The organism is Mycobacterium scrofulaceum (genome assembly GCF_001667885.1).
Lineage (GTDB): Bacteria > Actinomycetota > Actinomycetes > Mycobacteriales > Mycobacteriaceae > Mycobacterium > Mycobacterium scrofulaceum_C.
The window spans coordinates 53,027-70,057 of the sequence record NZ_LZJW01000147.1; the positions used below are offsets into that span (position 1 = coordinate 53,027).

Below are 17,031 nucleotides of genomic sequence, written 5' to 3' on the forward strand. Positions count from 1 at the left end.
ACTGAAACGTCAGACATCCAGGAAGCGAACGTCTTTGGCGTTGCGGGTGATGAAGCTGCGGCGGGCGTCGACGTCTTCGCCCATCAGAATCGAGAACAACTCGTCGGCGGCCTCGGCGTCGTCGAGGGTGACCTGGCGCAGCACCCGCACCGACGGGTCCATCGTGGTCTCCCACAACTCTTTCGCGTCCATCTCACCCAGCCCCTTGTAGCGCTGGATGCCGTCCTCTTTGTTGATCTTCTTGCCGGCTTTGAGCCCGGCTTCGAGCAGGCCGTCGCGTTCGCGGTCGGAGTAGGCGAACTCCGGTTCGGTGCGCTGCCACTTGAGCTTGTACAGCGGCGGCTGCGCCAGGAACACGTGTCCGTTCTCGATGAGCGGTCGCATGAAGCGGAACAGCAAGGTCAACAGCAGCGTCGAGATGTGCTGGCCGTCCACGTCGGCGTCGGCCATCAGCACGATCTTGTGGTAGCGCAGCTTGCTGATGTCGAACTCGTCGTGAATGCCGGTGCCCAGCGCGGTGATGATCGCCTGGACTTCGGTGTTCTTCAGCACGCGGTCGATGCGGGCCTTTTCGACGTTGATGATCTTGCCGCGCAACGGCAGGATCGCCTGGAACATCGAGTCGCGACCGCTCTTCGCCGAGCCGCCCGCCGAATCGCCCTCCACCACGTAGAGTTCCGATTTCCGCGGGTCGGTGGAGCGGCAGTCGGCCAGCTTGCCGGGCAGTCCGCCGAGGTCGGTGGCGCTCTTGCGCCGCACCAGCTCGCGCGCCTTGCGGGCGGCGATCCGCGCCTGCGCCGACGAAACCGCCTTGTTCACTACGGTTTTCGCCTCAGATGGGTTCGCCTCGAACCAGTGCGTCAACTGTTCGTTGCACACCCGCTGCACGAACGACTTGACCTCGGTGTTGCCCAGTTTGGTCTTGGTCTGGCCCTCGAACTGGGGCTCGGCGACCTTCACCGAGATGACCGCGGCCAGCCCTTCCCGAATGTCGTCGCCGGTGAGGTTGGCGTCCTTCTCCTTGAGCAACTTCTTGTCTTTGGCGTACTTGTTCACCACCGAGGTCAGCGCGCTGCGGAAGCCCTCTTCGTGGGTGCCGCCCTCATGCGTGTTGATGGTGTTGGCGAAGGTGTGCACCGACTCCGAATAGCCGCCGTTCCATTGCATGGCGATTTCGACCTCGTGACCGGTGCCTTTTCCGTCGAAGTCGATGACACTCTGCTGGATCGGGCTCTTGGTGCGGTTGATGTGCTTGACGAAGTCGACCAGGCCGCCGGGGTAGTGGAACGTCCGATGCTTGACCTTGTGCGGCGCGGCGTTTTCCGCCGCCTTCTCCTCGGCGGACTTGGGCGCCTCGGCGGTGTCGCTGACCACCTCGTCGACGACTTCGTCCTGCTCCACGCGCTCGTCGGTGAGGTTGATGGTGAGGCCCTTGTTCAGGAACGCCATCTCCTGCAGACGCCGCGCCACGGTCTCGAAGTCGTACTGGGTGGTTTCGAAGATCTCGGGATCGGCCCAGAACCTGATCGTGGTTCCGGTCTTCTTGGTGGCCTCGCCCTGTTTGAGCGTGCCGGGCACGGCGCGGTCGTAATACTGAAACCACTCGTGTCCGTCCCGTTTGATGGTGACTTCCAACCGGGTGGACAGCGCGTTGACCACCGATACACCGACGCCGTGCAACCCACCGCTGACCGTGTAGCCACTGTTTTCGCCGCCGAACTTGCCGCCGGCGTGCAGCTGGGTCATCACCACGTCGACGGTGGGGGCGCCGGTCGCGTGCATGGCCACCGGGATACCGCGCCCGTCGTCGGCGACCTCCACGCTGCCGTCGTCAAGGAGCCGCACATCGACCCTGGTGGCGTAACCGGCCATCGCCTCGTCCACCGAGTTGTCGACCACCTCCCAGATGAGGTGGTGCAGCCCGCGTTCGCCGGTGGACCCGATGTACATGCCGGGGCGTTTGCGGACGGCCTCCAGGCCCTCGAGCACGGTGATCGCTGACGCGCCGTATTCGTCTTGCGCCTTCTTCTTCTGGGCAGCCACGGTCGGAATGCTCTCCTTGGGGTTTCATGCGGGCGGTTCCAGTCACCGCATCAGTCGCATGCAGCCAGTCTACCGTGATGACCCGCCCGCACCGATTCTCTGGGCGCGTTTCTACCCAGCTAACTGCGCCGTGCGGGCGATTTTTCTATTCCCGCCGCGTCCCGACGTGCATCAAGGCACTTCACGTCGTCCTGGCGGCTTTGAGCGGCCTGTTGACGAAACCGGATCTGGGGATGGTTCGCGCCGCTAACCGTAGGTGTCGCGCGGGCCTCGTCCCGCGATGTGGCGCGGCCCCTTGCGCCACGACGGCGCGGCCGGCCCGGTGATTTTCAGCGACGTCACCACCCCGTTGCCGACGGCCGCGGCGATCTTGGCCAACAGTTGCGACTGGATCATCCGCAACTGCGTGGCCCAGGCGGTGGATTCAGCTGCCACGCTGAGCACCCCGTCGCTCAGCGTGGTCGGCGTCGCGTGGTCGGCGATCTGCTGGCCCACCACGGATGCCCAGTTCCCGAGCACGGTGCCTTCGGCGACCTGCGCCGACCAGCCGCGCTTCTTCGCCAAGTCACGCGCGAGCCTGCCCAGGGGTTGGGGATCGCGTGCGTCAGGTCCGGGCCCCGACCAGCTTCGGCGCTGGCCGGCCACGCGGCGAGTCGCCGGCGGAGTCGCGCGGCCCCGTCCGGCATCTTTTCCTTGTGCGCGGGCCGCGGCGCGTGCTTCCTCGAGGGTGCGCCTGACCAAGTCGATGCCGCGCAGCAGGGCCGGGTCGGCGGCCGGCGAATCCTGGTCGCCGTCGCGGCCCGTCATGACCGCACCACCGAGACCCGACCGAGGTCGTCGGCGCGTAATTCGATCGGTATCTGCCTGGCGGCCCAGCCCGCGGGAATGTCCTCCACCACCGCGGCGGTGACCAATACCTGTTCCGCCGCTTCCGCCACCGTCGCCAGGGCCCGGCGACGGGCCGCGTCCAGTTCGGCGAACACGTCATCGAGCAACAGCACGGGCTCGCTGCCATCGTCGCGCAGCAACTCATACGAGGCCAACCGCAACGCCACCGCGAACGACCATGATTCCCCATGACTGGCAAAGCCTTTGGCGGGTTGGTCACCGAGCCAGAGCTCGAGGTCGTCGCGGTGCGGGCCCACCAGACACATGCCGCGCTCCAACTCCGCGTCCCGACGCTCGGCAAGCGCGGCCAGCAATGCGGCTTCGAGGAAATCACGATCACCGCCCGCCGCGTGTGCGCCAAGGCTGGTCCGGTAGGCGATCGACGCGGGGCGCGATGCCGGCGCGAGCAGTTGATACGCCTTCTCCACCTCCGGTGCCAACTGGTTCACCAGGTCGATCCGCGCGGCCATCAACTCGGCGCCGTGCTCCGCCAACCGGCTGTCCCACACATCGAGGGTGTCCAAGGCGCCGCGGTCACCCCGGTGCCGTACTCCGCCGGCGGACTTCAACAACGCCGTGCGCTGGCGCAGAACCTTCTCGTAATCCGCCCGCACCGCGGCCACCGCCGGCCGCCGGACCGTCGCCAACTCATCGAGGTAGCGCCGGCGGTCCGAAGGATCGCCACGCACCAAGGCCAGGTCTTCGGGAGCAAAAAGCACGGCGCGCAAAACCCCGATAACCTCCCGCGTGCTGCGCACCGGGGACCGATTCAACCGGGCCTTATTGGCGCGTCCCGCCGCGATTTCCAGGTCAATCGCGCACTCCCGGCCCTCATTGACCACAATCGTCGACACCACCGCGCGGTCGGCGCCGGCCCTGATCAACGGCGTATCAGTGCCCACCCGATGGGAGCCCAACGTAGTCGAAAACCACAGCGCCTCAACAAGATTCGTTTTCCCGAACCCGTTGGAACCGACAAACACCGTCCGGCCCGGCTCCAATTCAAGGTCGGCGTGCGCCCAGGACCGGAAATCACGCAGTCCCAAATGCCGGACGTACACCTATCCGGGCAACCGAACTGGCATCAGCAGGTAGACGTAATCCGTCGGCAGTGCCGCGAAGGGGCCGTTTCCGCTGGGTGAACTGTCGTCACCCGAGGCCGGACGCAGCAACGCCGGCTTCCCGGGCGTGGTGAAACCGAATGACACCCGTTCCGAATGAACAGCGGCCAACCCGTCGGTCAGGTAGGTCGGGTTGAACGCGATCGTCAACGGCTCGCCCACGAAGTCGACCGCGAGATCCTCTTCGGCGCGCCCGACGTCGTCAGCCCCCGCGGACAACCGCAGCGACCCCTCGGAGAACTCCATCCGCACCTGAGCACCGCGATCGGCGACCAACGCCACCAGCTTGATCGCCTCCGTCAGCTCGGCGACGTTGATGGTCGCCACCGCCGTGTGCTCGGCGGGCAACAGTTGACGGAACTTCGGGAACTCCGCATCCAGCAGCCGCGTCGTACTCCGCTTCCCGTTGCCGCTGATGCCAAGCAGCCCGTCTTTGCCGACGCCGCCGCCCGCACCCAACGACAACCGAACCTCCGAACCGTCGGCACCCGCCCGGGCCGCCTCGGCCAACGTCTTCGCCGGCACCAACACCGCAGCTTCGATGTCCGGCGACGACGCCGACCAGGTCAGCTCGCGCACCGCCAGGCGGAACCGGTCGGTGGCGGCCAAAACGACCGTATTGCCCGAAATCTCGACGCGAATGCCCGTCAACATCGGCAACGTGTCGTCCCGACCGGCAGCGATGGCGACCTGGCTGATGGCCTCAGCGAAAAGATCCGCGGGCAACGTCCCGGTCTCCTCCGGCAGGCCCGGCAGCGTCGGGTAATCCTCGACCGCCATGGTCGGCAACGAAAATCTCGCACTTCCGCAGTTCAAGGCGACGCGGTTGCCGTCGACGTAGAAGTCGACCGGCTTGTTCGGCAATGCCCGGGTGATGTCCGACAACAACCTTCCGGACACCAAAACGCTTCCAGGAGAAGCGATTTCGGCTGCAACTTGCGCTTCGGCGGAGACTTCGTAATCGAATCCGGAGATCGTCAGGCCCTCATCGGACCCGGATAGCAACACTCCCGAGAGCACCGGCACCGCCGGCCGGGTGGGCAGGTTCTTCGCCACCCACGACACCGCGTCGGCGAAGGACTCCCGCACCAAACGAAACTTCAAGTCGCTGAGGCCAGCTCTTGTCGTCGCCGCGTCCATAGCGTCCCTTCACCTACCGAGAGTTTCAAAAGTCCAGTAGCTAGCCGTGTCCGCTAGCACGGGGCTCCGCCGCGAACTCCATGACACGTCTTGTCACAACGATCGCAACGGCAGTCGAAGAACAACCGTAGATCGTCCGGGGCCATCTTGAAAGCTAATCGAGAACCCCGACAAGCCCGGTTACCGGCGGATCCGCGCGGGGTGTTCGGCCGAGCCTCCCCAACGCTGTATTTCAAAGAAGAAACGACGAAGAGATCTCAGTACTAGTAATAAGGCCTGTGCATTCTGGGGACAGCCACGGTTCGGCGCAGCTAGGGCGGGGATGGGGCTGTGGATGACGGGGTGCACAACTGTGAGTCCGGTGTTGGGTCATTGGGGAGCAAGGGCGGTTGTGCACGCGCGACCGCGTAGTACACGGATGTTTGATTGCGTTGTGCACACTCCTGCGCACAACCTCGTGGTGTGGCGGGTGTGACAGACGTGCGAGAAGTTTTTTGGAAAAAATGTGCCGTCGGGTGCTCAGGGGAGCCCGCAGTCAGCGCTTGGAGCGCTGGCGGATGCGGGTGGTGAGCTCTTTGACGTGATCGAAGACCTCACGCCGCTCGGCCATTTCGGACAAGATCTTGCGCTGGGCGTACATGACCGTGGTGTGATCGCGGCCGAATGCCTGCCCGATCTTGGGCAGCGACAGGTCGGTGAGCTCGCGGCATAGATACATCGCGATCTGGCGTGACTGGGCGAGTGCCCGCGTCTTGCCGGGCCCGCGTAGTTCCTCCACCGTGGTGTCGAAGTACTCAGCCGTGGCGGCCATGATCGTCGCGGCACTGATCTGCATCGTGCTGGCGTCGGCGATGAGGTCGCGCAGCACGATTTCGGCCAGCGCCTTGTCGATCGGGGTTTTGTTCAGAGAGGCGAACGCGGTGACCCGGATCAACGCGCCTTCGAGTTCGCGGATGTTGCGTTCGATGCTGCTGGCGATGAGTTCGAGAACGTCGTCGGGTACCGCGAGCCGCTCCATCTGTGCCTTCTTGCGAAGGATCGCGATGCGGGTCTCGAGTTCGGGCGGCTGGACGTCGGTGATCAAGCCCCATTCGAACCGGGTCCGCAGGCGGTCCTCGAGCGTGGCGAGCTGCTTGGGCGGCCGATCCGAAGAGATGACGATCTGCTTGTTCGCGTTGTGCAGCGTGTTGAAGGTGTGGAAGAACTCCTCCTGAATACCTTCCTTGCCCTCGATGAACTGGATGTCGTCCACCAGCAGCACGTCGACATCGCGGTAACTGCGCTTGAAGGCGACCTTGCGGTCGTCGCGAAGCGAGTTGATGAAGTCGTTGGTGAATTCCTCGGTGGACACGTATTTCACCCGCATCCCCGGGAACAGTCGCTGCGCGTAGTTGCCCGCGGCATGCAACAGGTGGGTCTTGCCCAGACCGGATTCACCCCAGATGAACAACGGGTTGTACGCGCGGGCGGGCGCTTCGGCGATCGCCAGGGCCGCCGCGTGCGCGAAACGATTGGATGCCCCGATGACGAACGTGTCGAAGGTGTAGCGACGGTTCAAACTCGTGCCGCCGGCGACCGCCGGGTCGGTGGGGTGCGGGCGTTCGGTGAAGTAGTTCGGCCAGCTCTGCTGCGCGCTGTCGGTGACTTCGCCGTTCTCGTCGGCCTCATCGATGTCGATGGCGTCGTCGTCCGGGAGCGGTGCTTCGGGTTGGCCAAACGGTTCCGCTTGCGGGATCAGCGTCTCGTCGGTGTCGTCGTCGGGCGGCGCGATACGCACCCCGAGCTGAATCTGTTGACCGAGGCGACGGCTGAGGGCATCGGTGATCGGGGCGCGAAGGTGACGTTCGATTTCGTTCTGCACGAAACTGCTCGGCACGGACAACAGCGCGAACCCCTCCACGATGGTCAACGGCTGGACCAAATTCAGCCAGGCCCGCTGTTGAGGGGTGAGGGGAGTGATCAGCGTGGTGCGGTTGGCGGCCACGCCGTCCGGGGTCGATTCTCCGTTGAGCTCCGAAACGACCGCGTTCCACACGGTGGTGAAACTTGAACCGGGGTCATCGGTCAACGACGCATCCCCCTGGTTCTCGAGCATCCCGGGTCGAAGTACAACCGCGCTGGGTGACGAAGCAACTGTCCACATAGTTATACACAGGTGTGGACAGGATGAGCGTATGCAAGCCACAACCGACCGGCGACGGCTCGCGATCTCCGTGCTGGAAGAAAACCGATGAAGGCTGTCTAGACAGCTAGTCGATCCACCATCCTCGCTTCGTTGTCGAGCGCCGTTGCAGTCTAAAACGACACTGGCAGAAGCTAACAGTTTTCCGTGCGGCTGCCAACCGTTCTGCTGCATTCCAATCGGGTTGTTTAGGGTTCGTTGGGCCTGGTTCGACTCGCAACCGGTGCGGAACCGGGTGTGGGCCGGGCGCCGCGGCACCGTTTTCCGCCGGCGATCGAGCGGGTTCGTTGGGGCAGGCCAGGTTTGACCAGGCGAAGCCTGGTCAGTACCCTCAAACAGTCGCCCGAAAGTCGGCGATGCGGCTGCGACCCAGGTCTGCCTGGGGACCGCGCCGGCCAGCAGCAAGATTACCTCCGACCGACCCGCAGACGAACCCGAGCGAGACGTCTGGCCGGCCGGCTGGAAATGCGAGACACAACGAGGAGAACGTCGTGGCCAAGGGCAAGCGGACCTTCCAGCCGAACAACCGGCGCCGAGCCCGCGTGCATGGCTTCCGGTTGCGCATGCGCACCCGCGCCGGACGCTCGATTGTGTCGAGCCGGCGCCGTAAGGGGCGCCGCGCGCTATCTGCCTGATCGCAACGTCGGGTTTTTCGGCGGTGCTTCCGGCACGCAACCGCATGAGGCGGTCATCGGAATTCGACGCGACGGTGAAGCGCGGGATTCGTGCGGCGCAACCTGACGTCGTGGTCCATCTGCGCCGCCGAGCCGACGGTGAGGCGGCCGGCGCTCCGCACGTCGGCTTGATCGTCGGCAAGTCCGTGGGCTCGGCGGTCGACCGCCACCGGGTATCGCGCCGGCTGCGGCACGTCGCGCGGTCCGTCTTGGGGGAGCTCGACGATTCCGACCAGATGGTCATCCGCGCGTTGCCCGGCAGCCGGACCGCCTCGTCGGCTCGGTTGGCAGAAGAGTTGCGCCGCGGTGTGCGGCGGGCGCTCGAGGCGGCGGGACGGGACCGGTGACTGCGGCGGCGCCGGCGCGGTCCGTCATTCACGCGGCGGGGAGCGCGGCCGCCCGGGGCCTGATCCGGTTGATCCAGCTGTATCGGCACATGGTTTCGCCATTGCGGCCGGCAACGTGTCGCTTCGTGCCGACGTGCAGCCAGTATGCGGTCGATGCCTTGACCGAGTACGGCTTGGTGCGGGGGAGTTGGTTGGCTGTGCTGAGGCTCGCCAAGTGCGGACCATGGCATCGGGGCGGATGGGATCCGATACCCGACCGCCCGGGATGCGAGAACTTCGAAGACGTCAGCGCCGCGGCGGCATGCCCGGCGGCGCGAGGGGAGAGTGGAACTCTTGTTTGATTTCTTTAGCCTCGACTTCGTCTACTACCCGGTGTCGTGGATCATGTGGGTCTGGTACAAGCTCTTCGCCGCGATGTTGGGACCGTCGAGCTTCTTCGCGTGGGCGCTGTCGGTCATGTTCCTGGTGTTCACCCTGCGCGCGCTGCTCTACAAACCGTTCGTGCGGCAGATCCGTACCACGCGGCAGATGCAGGAACTGCAACCGCAGATCAAGGCGCTGCAGAAGAAGTACGGCAAGGACCGCCAGCGCATGGCGCTGGAGATGCAGAAGCTGCAGCGCGAGCACGGCTTCAACCCCATCCTTGGCTGCCTGCCGATGCTCGCCCAGATCCCGGTCTTCATCGGGCTGTATCACGTGTTGCGGTCGTTCAACCGGACGACCGGCGGTTTCGGCCAGCCGCACCTGTCGGTAGCGCAGAACCGGATGACCGGAAACTACGTGTTCACGCCGACGGACGTCGGACACTTCTTGGACGCGAATTTGTTCGGCGCCCCGATCGGCGCGTTCATGACGCAGCGGACCGGGTTGGACGCGTTCACGGTCTTCAGCCGGCCGGCCGTGATCGCGGTCGGAGCGCCGGTGATGATCCTGGCCGGCATCGCGACGTACTTCAACAGCCGGGCGTCGGTCGCGCGGCAAAGTCCTGAGGCTGCGGCCAATCCACAGACCGCGATGATGAACAAGCTTGCGTTGTACGTCTTTCCGCTAGGCGTGGTTGTCGGCGGTCCGTTCCTGCCGCTCGCGATCATCTTGTACTGGTTCGCGAACAACATCTGGACCTTTGGTCAGCAGCACTACGTGTTCGGCATGATCGAGAAAGAGGACGAGGCCAAGAAGCAAGAAGCGCTGGAGCGCCGAGCGGCCAATGCGCCGGCGCCGGGAGCGAAACCCAAGCGAAGCCCGAAGGCGGGGCAGCCGGCGGGCAATGGGTCGCCGGCCGCGGGGGACGGGGCGGTGGACTCCGATGGAGCCGAAGGCGAGGACGCGTCGCCGAAGCCACCGGCGGGCAAGCCGACTCCAGGTGGACAAAACGGGGGCACGGCCAACCGCACGCCGCGGCCGGGCGCGCGACCCAAGAAACGCAAACGCTGACAAGGGAGACAGGGCCATGGCGGGCCGCTCGGGTGGGTGACCGCAATTGGCAGGACCCGTGGATGAGGGAGAGAACGACATGACAGACGCAGACACCACCACCGAGCCCGACGCCGACACCGAGCTCGACGCACAGTCGGAGAACGGGGTCGAGGCGGGCGCGGACGAGATCGACGACCTGGAGGACCGGTTGGTCGCCGAGGGCGAGATCGCCGGCGACTACCTGGAAGAGTTGCTCGACTTGTTGGACTTCGACGGCGACATCGATCTGGACGTCGAGGGCAACCGCGCGGTGGTGAGCATCGACGGCAGCGACGACTTGAACAAGTTGGTGGGCCGCGGCGGCGAGGTGCTCGATGCGCTGCAGGAGCTGACCCGGTTGGCCGTGCACCAGAAGACCGGTGTCCGTAGTCGGCTGATGCTGGACATCGCGAGTTGGCGCCGGCGCCGCCGGGAGGAACTGGCCGCGCTGGGCGACAAGGTGGCGCGCCGGGTGCTCGAATCCGGCGAGCGCGAGGAGCTGTCCCCGATGACGCCGTTCGAACGCAAGATCGTTCACGACGCCGTCGCGGCGGTGCCCGGCGTGCACAGCGAGAGCGAGGGCGTGGAGCCCGCGCGCCGCGTCGTCGTCTTGCACGACTAGCGAGTTACAGGCGTGTAGTTCCGCCGCTGTGCACCGTGGCGCGTCAGGCAAAGCAGAGGATGTTTCACGTGAAACATGTCGGCCCCGTCGAACCCCCGGTGGACCACCCCGACCCCCCGCAGCCCGGCGCCGCGCCGGAGGCGGCCGAGACGATCTTCGGCCCGCGCCTCGATCTCGCCCGCCGGTACGCCCAGCTGCTTGCCGGCCCGGGAGTGGAGCGTGGGCTCCTGGGTCCGCGCGAAGTCGACCGCATCTGGGACCGGCATCTCTTGAACAGCGCCGCCCTCGCGGAGCTCCTGGCGGAGGGGGAGCGGGTCATCGACATCGGCAGCGGCGCGGGGTTGCCGGGCATCCCGCTCGCCCTCGTGCGGCCGGACGTCGAGATGGTTCTCCTGGAGCCGCTGTTGCGGCGGAGTGAATTTCTCACCGAGGTCGTCGACCAACTAGGGTTGGCCGTCGAAGTGGTCCGCGGCCGTGCCGAGGAACTGTGGGTACGCCACCGGTTCGGGGAAAGGGATGCGGCGGTGTCACGAGCGGTTGCGTCGTTGGACAAGTTGGCGAAGTGGAGCATGCCGTTGCTGCGGCCCGGGGGCCGGATGCTCGCGATCAAAGGCGAGCGCGGCCGCGAGGAAGTTGAACAGTACCGGCGTGTGATGGCAGCATCGGGCGCCGTTGATGCCAGGGTGGTGACATGTGGCGCGACCTATTTGCGTCCCCCCGCAACCGTAGTTTTAGCGCGACGCGGAGAGCGGCCGCGGCGGCAGTCGGTACGGAGCGGGAAGGCGGGGAACCGATGAGCACTCCGGGAGATTCGCCGGCGGCCGCGGGGCCACATCCGAGCGCCGCGCACGTTCAGGCACCCACCGCGCAAGACGCTCCAGCGCCCCTCGTTCCCGGCGCCATCGACGACCCGACCGCCAATGTTTCACGTGAAACACCGGACGAATTCGATACCCCGATCGGCGCGGCCGCCGAGCGCGCCATGCGCGTTCTGCACACCACCTACCCACCGCTGCGCCGCCCGAGCCACCGTCGAATCCTCACCGTCGCCAACCAGAAGGGCGGCGTCGGCAAGACCACCACCGCAGTCAACCTCGCCGCCGCGCTCGCCCTGCAGGGACTCAAGACGTTGGTCATCGACCTCGACCCGCAGGGCAACGCCAGCACGGCGCTCGGCATCACCGACCGGCAGTCCGGGACGCCCTCGTCGTACGAGGTGCTCATCGGCGAGGTCCCCGTCAAGGACGCGCTGCGGCGCAGCCCCCACAACGACCGGCTGTTCTGCGTCCCGGCCACCATCGACTTGGCCGGCGCCGAAATCGAATTGGTCAGCATGGTGGCGCGCGAGAACCGGTTGCGGACCGCCCTGGCCGACCTCGACGACCTCGACTTCGACTACGTCTTCGTCGACTGCCCGCCGTCCCTGGGACTGCTCACGATCAATGCGCTCGTCGCCGCGCCAGAGGTGATGATCCCGATCCAGTGCGAGTACTACGCGCTGGAGGGGGTGTCCCAGCTGATGCGCAACATCGAGATGGTCAAGGCCCACCTCAACCCGCAACTCAACGTCAGCACCGTCGTCCTCACGATGTACGACGGCCGGACCAAGCTGGCCGACCAGGTCGCCGAGGAGGTACGCCGCTACTTCGGGGCCAAGGTACTGCGCACGGTGATCCCGCGCAGCGTGAAAGTCTCGGAGGCGCCGGGCTACAGCATGACGATCATCGATTACGACCCCGGATCGCGCGGGGCGATGAGCTACCTCGACGCGAGCCGCGAACTCGCCGAACGTGATTGACCACCATCCGTGAAGGGACGACCATGACGCAGCCGTTACGCAAGAAGGGCGGCCTCGGCCGCGGCCTCGCTTCGCTGATCCCGACCGGTCCCGCCGAGGGCGATTCGGGTCCCGCGACCCTGGGTCCGCGGATGGGCGATGCGGCGGCGGACGTGTTGATCGGGGGACCGGGTCCGGACCTGGCCCCGGCCGGCGCGGTGTATCGCGAGATCGCGCCGTCCGACATCGAGCCCAACCCGCGCCAGCCGCGGCAGGTGTTCGACGACGAGGCACTCTCGGAGCTGGTGCATTCCATCCGCGAGTTCGGTCTGCTGCAGCCGATCGTTGTGCGCGCCGTGCCCGGCGCGAAGACGGGTCCCCGCTATCAGATCGTGATGGGGGAGCGGCGCTGGCGGGCGGCCCAAGAGGCGGGGCTCGCCACCATTCCCACCATCGTGCGCGAGACCGGCGACGACAACCTGCTCCGCGACGCCCTACTGGAGAACATTCACCGGGTGCAGTTGAACCCCTTGGAAGAGGCGGCGGCCTACCAACAGCTGCTGGACGAATTCGGCGTCACCCACGACGAACTTGCCTCGCGGATCGGTCGCTCGCGGCCCCTGATCACCAACATGATCCGGCTGCTCAAGCTGCCGATTCCGGTGCAACGGCGGGTGGCGGCGGGCGTCCTGTCGGCCGGCCACGCCCGCGCCCTGTTGTCGCTGGAAGCCGGGCCCGAGGCCCAAGAGGAACTGGCCAGCCGGATCGTCGCGGAGGGACTGTCCGTGCGGGCGACCGAGGAGGCCGTGACGCTGGCGAATCGGGCCGGCGCGACCACCCCGGCGCCGCAGCGGCGCAAGCCGATCCAGATGCCCGGTTTGCAGGAGGTGGCCGAGCGGTTGTCGAACGCCTTCGATACGCGGGTCACGGTCAGCCTGGGCAAGCGCAAGGGGAAGATCGTCGTGGAGTTCGGGTCCGTCGACGATCTGCAGCGGATTATCGACATGATGACCCCAGCGAAGGCCTGACCCGCCATACGCTGTAATTACGTCACTGTGACACCGGAGCGGCCACGAATTGGCAACGAGCGGCTTCCGGCACGCGGCATTACGAAAGCGCATGCGTTTCAAGGATTTTCGGTAACGAATCGGTTGGGACGCTAACGCCCCGAGCGTGCCCGCGCCGTGACCGGCGCCTCGACGCCAAAGCTGGCCCGATTGCGACATACTCTCCTATCCTGGAGGGGTTGCCGGTGCAATTGGCTGCAGTACCGCACAGGAGCCAGGAGGCTAGTGTCCGCTCGAATCACACCGTTGCGCCTCGAGGCCTTCGAGCAGCTTCCCAAGCATGCGCGCCGCTGCGTGTACTGGGAGGTCGACCCGGCGACCCTCGGTAACCAGGACCACCTCGCCGATCCCGAATTCGAGAAAGAAGCGTGGCTGTCGATGGTCATGCTGGAGTGGGGCTCGTGCGGGCAGGTCGCGACGGCGGCCACCGATGACAGGAGCCAGAGCGAACCACCGTGCCTGGGCTATGTCTTCTACGCGCCGCCGCGGGCGGTGCCGCGCGCCCAGCGATTTCCCACCGCGCCGGTGTCGGCGGACGCGGTGCTCCTGACGTCGATGGGTATCGAGCCCGGGCAGGCCACCGACGACCTGCCACACGGGCTTCTCGCCCGGGTGATCGACGAACTGGTCCGTCGCGGCGTGCGGGCGCTCGAAGCCTTCGGGCGCACACCGGCGGCTTCGGAGTTGCAGGACCCGCTGGCGGCGAGCCCGGACGTGCGGCCGGTGTTGGAGGCCGTCGGTGATTGCTCGGTGGACCACTGCGTGCTGGACGCCGACTTCTTGCAGGACGCGGGTTTCGTTGTGGTGGCGCCGCACCCGTACTTTCCGCGGCTGCGTCTCGAGCTGGACAAAGGCCTCGGATGGAAGGCCGAAGTCGAGGCCGCCCTGGAGCGGCTACTGGAAAACGCCCAGTTGCAAGAGCCGGTCGGAGCGGGGACCGCGGCCGGAAATACGTTGCGCGGCGCCGAGATCGGCTAGGAGCCGCCGAGCCGGCTGGCCCGCTCCACCGACAGTTCGTGAGCCAGCAGTTCGGCGAAGGTGAAAGTGCCGGTGGGCCGGTCGTTCTTGCCCAGCAGGTAGAGCCGCTTGACCGCGGCGAGAATCCCTTCCGCGATGGCGTCGCGGGTTTGGGTGGAGATGAGCATCGCGCGGTCCTGCGGGTTGGTGATGTAGCCGACGTCGACCTGCACGGTGGGCATTCGAGTCAAGCGCAACAGATCCCACGTCCGGCCGTGTGTTCGGCAATCGCGTAACCCGGTGCGGGCCACCACTTCTCGTTGGATGAAGTCCGCGAGGTTGCGCCCGATCGTGGAGACCGAGCCGTGTGAGTTTCCGAAATGAAAGGAAGCGACGCCGTTGGCCGCCGGGCTGGGCTGGTTCTCGCAGCGCAAGCTGATCATCAGGTCGGCCCCCACGTTGTTGGCCGTGGCGGCGCGTTCGGCGTCGGACGGGCTGCGGTTGACCGGTCGCGACAGGAACGTTTCCATGCCGATGGCGGTCATTCGCCCCTCGAGCCGGCTCGCCAAGTCCCACAGCACATCTGCTTCGCTGACCGGACCCGACGGGCCCTGCATCAGCTCCCCGAGGTCGGTGCCGCCGCGGCCCGGATCGATGATGATCCGCTTGCCCGAGAGCTTCGGCCCCGAGCGGCGGACCAGCTCCTCCTCGCGAATCGCGTGAGGGGAGCCGCCCGTGACGCGAGAGCTCAGAAAGTACAAGGAGCGCAACGTTTCTGGACCACAGATGCCATCGGCGGCCAGCCCGTACTCGCGCTGGTACGACATCAGGGCATTGTGGGTCTGCAACCCGAAGTGCCCGTCGACCAGGCCGGTGTAGAAACCGAGGTCCTGGAGCCGGGCCTGCAGCGTGGCGACGTCGTCACCGTAGAGCGGGGCACCGAATTGGTGATACAGCGTGCGCGCGCCCAGCCGGTACGACGCCTCCTTCAACGCGCGGTAGGTGGCCTCGCCGACGATGCCGTCGACCAGCAGGCCGCGGTGCTGTTGGAAGGCCCGCACCGCCTGGTCCAATTCGGCGTCGAAAAGCTCGGGGGGTACCAGCCGCCCGGTGGCGAGTTCTTCCTCCGGGGTGTCCAGCAGCCCTAGCGTTGCCAGCGTGGCCCGGATTTCGGTCACAGCTGCGCTGCGGTCACCACAGCGCAGCGCATCGCCGTATTCACGGCGCGGACTCGACATACCAAAGGCCCTCCGGGACACACTGACAGGCTCACATCTGGGCAACAGCTAACAGCAATTGTCGCAGATGCTTCGCCTAATCGGGAAAACCCCAGGCTGAACGCGGGGCGTGGTGCGGCGTCTTAATTCAACGATCAGCTCAGGTTGGGAACCGCGTCCGAGAGCTCACGCAGCAGCGCCGCCTTGCCCTTGGCGCCGACGATCCGCTTCACCGGCTGCCCGTCCTTGAACAGGATCATGGTCGGAATCGAGACGACCTGGAAGTCGCGAGCGGTTACCGGATTGGCGTCGACGTCCAGCTTGGCGATGGTGAGCTGCTCGGCCCGCTCACTCGCGATCTCCTCGAGAACCGGCGCGACCATCTTGCACGGGCCACACCAGGTGGCCCAAAAGTCAACCAACACAGGCTTATTGCTGGACAACACCTCGGTGGAGAACGATGCGTCAGAGACTTCGATTGTGGCCCCGGCTTTTTCGGCGTTGGTCATTGAGGTGCTCCAATCATCTTGGTACTGCCAGGAAATTCGGTTGCGTCGCTTTGGGCTGCCGAGCTTGATTCGACGTGGTCGGCCAGCCAGCGTTCGGCGTCGATGGCCGCCGCGCAGCCACTGCCGGCGGCGGTGACAGCCTGGCGGTAGGTGCGGTCCACCAAGTCACCCGCGGCGAACACCCCGTCGATCGACGTTGCAGTAGTGTGGCCCTTGACCAGAACGTAACCGTCGGGGTCGGTGTCGAGCACATCGCGGACCAACTCCGAGCGTGGGTCGTGACCGATCGCGACGAACACACCCGTGACCGGCAAAGTGGATTCCTCCCCAGTCACCGTGTCGCGCAACCGCAAACCTGTCACCGTCTGGTCGCCCTCGACAGCGAGCACCGCCTTGTTGGTCAAGATGGTGATCTTGTCGTTCTCCCGGGCACGGTCGAGCATGATGCGTGACGCGCGGAACTCGTCGCGGCGGTGCACCAGGGTGACGCTGCGCGCGAACCGGGTCAAGAAGGTCGCTTCTTCCATCGCCGAGTCGCCACCGCCGACGACCGCGATGTCTTGGTCTTTGAAGAAGAACCCATCACAGGTCGCACACGAGCTCACGCCGCGGCCCAACAGCTCCTGCTCACCGGGCACCCCCAGATACCGAGCCGCCGCGCCCATGGCCAAGATGACCGCCCGCGCGTGGAAGGTCTCGCCTTCGGCGGTGGTCACCGACTTGACCGGCCCGTCCAGCGATACCGCTTCGACGTCTTCCATTCGCAGATCGGCGCCGAACCGCAGCGCCTGTTCGCGCATCTGGTCCATCAGCTCCGGGCCCGTGATGCCGTCGCGGAAACCGGGGAAATTCTCCACCTCGGTGGTGGTCATCAACGCGCCACCAAACGACGTTCCCTCGAACACCAGAGGGGCCAGCTGCGCCCGCGCCGTATACAACGCCGCGGTGTATCCAGCGGGACCAGAACCGATGATGATCACGTCGTGCACAGTGTCGGCGGTCATAGAACCCTTTCAAGAAATCGTCCCTGGA

The 17,031-nt window shown here is 66.1% G+C and carries 17 protein-coding genes; 9 read left to right on the top strand and 8 right to left on the bottom strand.

Features of this window, described 5'->3' with window-relative positions; all coding sequences use genetic code 11:
* Positions 1-9: 9 nt before the first annotated feature.
* The 5 genes from gyrB to dnaA form a co-directional block, all read right to left on the bottom strand.
* Positions 10-2,043, bottom strand: a complete 2,034-nt coding sequence (gene gyrB, locus A5681_RS21100) for a DNA topoisomerase (ATP-hydrolyzing) subunit B (protein WP_067279787.1) — start codon at positions 2,041-2,043, stop codon at positions 10-12.
* 246 nt (positions 2,044-2,289) lie between these two features.
* Positions 2,290-2,850: a DUF721 family protein gene (locus tag A5681_RS21105; RefSeq protein ID WP_067279790.1), complete on the bottom strand. Its 561-nt coding sequence runs from the start codon at positions 2,848-2,850 to the stop codon at positions 2,290-2,292.
* The gene (gene recF, locus A5681_RS21110) at positions 2,847-3,992 is read right to left on the bottom strand and encodes a DNA replication/repair protein RecF (protein ID WP_067279794.1); all 1,146 of its coding nucleotides are present in this window, start codon (positions 3,990-3,992) and stop codon (positions 2,847-2,849) included. Before recF ends, A5681_RS21105 begins: the two co-directional genes overlap by 4 nt.
* Positions 3,993-5,192 (bottom strand): DNA polymerase III subunit beta, encoded by a 1,200-nt coding sequence (gene dnaN / locus A5681_RS21115; RefSeq protein ID WP_067279797.1) that lies wholly within the window; start codon positions 5,190-5,192, stop codon positions 3,993-3,995. It lies immediately after the preceding gene.
* 535 nt (positions 5,193-5,727) lie between these two features.
* Positions 5,728-7,260 (bottom strand): chromosomal replication initiator protein DnaA, encoded by a 1,533-nt coding sequence (gene dnaA, locus A5681_RS21120; protein WP_067280033.1) that lies wholly within the window; start codon positions 7,258-7,260, stop codon positions 5,728-5,730.
* A 605-nt stretch (positions 7,261-7,865) separates the two neighbouring features.
* Here dnaA and rpmH point away from each other — a divergent pair.
* The 9 genes from rpmH (at position 7,866) to A5681_RS21160 (ending at position 14,294) form a co-directional block, all read left to right on the top strand.
* On the top strand, positions 7,866-8,009 hold the full coding sequence (gene rpmH / locus A5681_RS26735; RefSeq protein ID WP_073880743.1) for a 50S ribosomal protein L34: 144 nt from the start codon (positions 7,866-7,868) through the stop codon (positions 8,007-8,009).
* A gap of 23 nt (positions 8,010-8,032) precedes the next feature.
* Positions 8,033-8,395: a ribonuclease P protein component gene (gene rnpA, locus A5681_RS21125; RefSeq protein WP_067279801.1), complete on the top strand. Its 363-nt coding sequence runs from the start codon at positions 8,033-8,035 to the stop codon at positions 8,393-8,395.
* Positions 8,392-8,736: a membrane protein insertion efficiency factor YidD gene (gene yidD / locus A5681_RS26740; RefSeq protein WP_082968470.1), complete on the top strand. Its 345-nt coding sequence runs from the start codon at positions 8,392-8,394 to the stop codon at positions 8,734-8,736. Before rnpA ends, yidD begins: the two co-directional genes overlap by 4 nt.
* Positions 8,720-9,829, top strand: a complete 1,110-nt coding sequence (gene yidC / locus A5681_RS21135) for a membrane protein insertase YidC (RefSeq protein WP_082968471.1) — start codon at positions 8,720-8,722, stop codon at positions 9,827-9,829. The genes yidD and yidC overlap by 17 nt, the downstream gene beginning before the upstream one ends.
* Before the next feature lie 79 nt (positions 9,830-9,908).
* A complete protein-coding gene (locus A5681_RS21140; protein ID WP_067280038.1) occupies positions 9,909-10,472 on the top strand; it encodes a protein jag in 564 nt (187 codons plus the stop codon).
* Positions 10,473-10,531: 59 nt separating this feature from the next.
* Positions 10,532-11,269, top strand: a complete 738-nt coding sequence (gene rsmG, locus A5681_RS21145) for a 16S rRNA (guanine(527)-N(7))-methyltransferase RsmG (RefSeq protein ID WP_067280040.1) — start codon at positions 10,532-10,534, stop codon at positions 11,267-11,269.
* Positions 11,266-12,270 carry a ParA family protein gene (locus tag A5681_RS21150; RefSeq protein WP_082968472.1) on the top strand — a complete coding sequence of 335 codons (1,005 nt, stop codon included), beginning with the start codon at positions 11,266-11,268 and terminating at the stop codon, positions 12,268-12,270. The genes rsmG and A5681_RS21150 overlap by 4 nt, the downstream gene beginning before the upstream one ends.
* A 23-nt stretch (positions 12,271-12,293) precedes the next feature.
* Positions 12,294-13,277: a ParB/RepB/Spo0J family partition protein gene (locus A5681_RS21155; protein ID WP_067279808.1), complete on the top strand. Its 984-nt coding sequence runs from the start codon at positions 12,294-12,296 to the stop codon at positions 13,275-13,277.
* A gap of 264 nt (positions 13,278-13,541) precedes the next feature.
* On the top strand, positions 13,542-14,294 hold the full coding sequence (locus tag A5681_RS21160) for an acetyltransferase (protein WP_067279811.1): 753 nt from the start codon (positions 13,542-13,544) through the stop codon (positions 14,292-14,294).
* On the opposite strand, the gene A5681_RS21165 is transcribed toward A5681_RS21160, so the two are convergent.
* The 3 genes from A5681_RS21165 to trxB form a co-directional block, all read right to left on the bottom strand.
* Positions 14,291-15,511 (bottom strand): N-acetylmuramoyl-L-alanine amidase, encoded by a 1,221-nt coding sequence (locus A5681_RS21165; protein ID WP_067279815.1) that lies wholly within the window; start codon positions 15,509-15,511, stop codon positions 14,291-14,293. The genes A5681_RS21160 and A5681_RS21165 overlap by 4 nt on opposite strands.
* Positions 15,512-15,645: 134 nt before the next feature.
* On the bottom strand, positions 15,646-15,999 hold the full coding sequence (gene trxA / locus A5681_RS21170; protein WP_067279818.1) for a thioredoxin: 354 nt from the start codon (positions 15,997-15,999) through the stop codon (positions 15,646-15,648).
* Positions 15,996-17,003: a thioredoxin-disulfide reductase gene (gene trxB, locus A5681_RS21175; protein WP_067279821.1), complete on the bottom strand. Its 1,008-nt coding sequence runs from the start codon at positions 17,001-17,003 to the stop codon at positions 15,996-15,998. The genes trxA and trxB overlap by 4 nt, the downstream gene beginning before the upstream one ends.
* Positions 17,004-17,031: the final 28 nt, after the last annotated feature.